At 67.9% G+C, this 1,906-nt stretch carries 3 protein-coding genes; all 3 read right to left on the bottom strand.

Going from position 1 to position 1,906, the window contains the following annotated elements:
* On the bottom strand, positions 1 to 690 hold a 690-nt coding region (gene flgG / locus AC1D15_RS29745; protein WP_477828856.1), incomplete at its 3' end, for a flagellar basal-body rod protein FlgG.
* Between the two features lie 29 nt (positions 691 to 719).
* A complete protein-coding gene (flgF, locus tag AC1D15_RS29740) occupies positions 720 to 1,451 on the bottom strand; it encodes a flagellar basal-body rod protein FlgF (RefSeq protein WP_047500528.1) in 732 nt (243 codons plus the stop codon).
* 122 nt (positions 1,452 to 1,573) lie between these two features.
* The coding region (locus AC1D15_RS29735; protein WP_477828855.1) for a flagellar hook-basal body complex protein at positions 1,574 to 1,906 on the bottom strand (333 nt) is incomplete at its 5' end.

The raw sequence follows: 1,906 nt of genomic DNA, 5'->3' as shown, positions 1-1,906 counted from the left end.
CAGTTCCTCGACCGGGTTGACGTTCGAGGTCTCGACGAAGCCCTGCTGCACCAGGCCCAGCCCGTTCAGTCCCGGCGTGCCGGCGCTGGGCGTGCCCGAGGCCGCGGTCTCGGTGAACAGGTTCTGGCCCTTGGGCTCGAGGCCGGCCGGGTTGATGAAGTTCGTCAGCTGCAGCTGGCCCACCGTCTGCGGCGCGGTCTGGCCGGGCACCGTGACGGTGACGGTGCCGTCGTTGCCGATGCTCACGCTCTGCGCATTGGCCGGGATCGTGATGCCGGGCTGCACGGTGTAGCCGTTGTTCGTCACCAGCTTGCCGGTCGAGTCGACCTGGAACGAGCCGTCGCGGGTGTACGCGTTGGTGCCGTCGGGCATCTGGACCTCGAAGAAGCCGCTGCCGCGCACCGCCACGTCCAGCGTGTTGCCGCTCTGCTGCAGGTTGCCCTGGCTGAAGCTGCGCGAGGTCGCGACCGCGCGCGTGCCCAGGCCCACCTGGTAGCCGGTGGGCAGCGTGGTCTGCTCGCTGCTGTTGGAGCCGGCCTGGCGCAGGTTCTGGTACATCAGGTCCTCGAACACCACGTGCGACTTCTTGTAGCCGTTGGTGGCCGAGTTGGCGAGGTTGTGCGAGATGGCGTCCAGCTGGGCCTGCTGGGCCTCCATGCCGGACTTGGCAGTCCACAAAGAATTCAACATGGTGGTGTTCCTTCAGGTTCCGTTGCGGATCAATTCAGCGACAGCAGCTGCGCGGCGGCCTTCTCGTCGCCCTCCGCGGTCTGCAGCATCTTCATCTGCGATTCGAACTGGCGCGCCGCGGCGATCATCGACACCATGGTCTCGATCGGGCTCACGTTCGAGCCTTCGAGCGCGCCGTCCTGCACGCGGGCATTCGGGTCGGCCTGCAGGTCGCCGGTGGCGGCGCGGAACAGGCCGTCGGTGCCGCGTTCGAGCGGCGTCTCGTCGGTCGCGGTCACCAGCTTCAGCTTGCCGACCGGAGTGATCTTGCCGTTGGTGCCCTTGGCGCTGACGGTGCCGTCGGTGCCGATCGAGATCTCGCTGTTGGCCGGCACCTGGATCGGGCCGCCGTCGCCGAGGATCGGCAGGCCGCTGCGCGTGGTCAGCGTGCCGTCGGCGGTGATGTCGAGCGAGCCGCCGCGGGTGTACCCCTCGGTGCCGTCGAGCGCCTGCACCGACAGCCAGCTGTTGCCCTTCACCGCGACATCGAGGTTGCGGCCGGTCGCGGTGACCGGGCCGGGCGTCGCGTCGTAGCCGGGCGTGGTCTCGAGCGCATAGACGCGGGTGCTGGCGCCGCTGCCGAGCACCGGCACCGCGCGGAACGCCGCCAGCTCGGACTTGAAGCCCGGCGTCGACGCGTTCGCGAGGTTGTGCGACAGCGTGTCCTGCCGTTGCATCATGGCCTTCGCCCCTGACATCGACAGGTAGATCATGCGGTCCATGACGACCCCTCGTCGGTTGGGTACAACCGCCGATCCCCCGAGGGGATGCCGGCCGGCTTGGGAGCGGCCCGGCGCTCGGCCGGCTGCACGTTGAATGACATCGCTATCTATGCCTCAGTCGATCAGCGCAGGTTGACCAGCGTCTGCAACACCTGGTCCTGCGTCTTGATGGTCTGCGCGTTGGCCTGGTAGGTGCGCTGCGCGGTCATCATGTTGACGAGCTCGGCGGTCAGGTCGACGTTCGACTCCTCGAGCGCGCCCGACTGCAGCACGCCCATGTTGCCTTCCGATGGAACGCCCAGGATGGGATCGCCCGACTCGTAGCTGCGCGACCAGTTGTTGCCGCCCAGCGGCTTCAGGCCCTGCGTGTTGCGGAAGTTCGCGAGCTCCATCTGGCCGGCCGGCTTGGACTGGCCGTTCGAATACGTCGCCATCACGATGCCGTTGTCCTCGAT

Source organism: Rhizobacter sp. P2_H2, from assembly GCF_056403375.1.
This window is presented reverse-complemented; position numbering and strand designations above follow the sequence as displayed.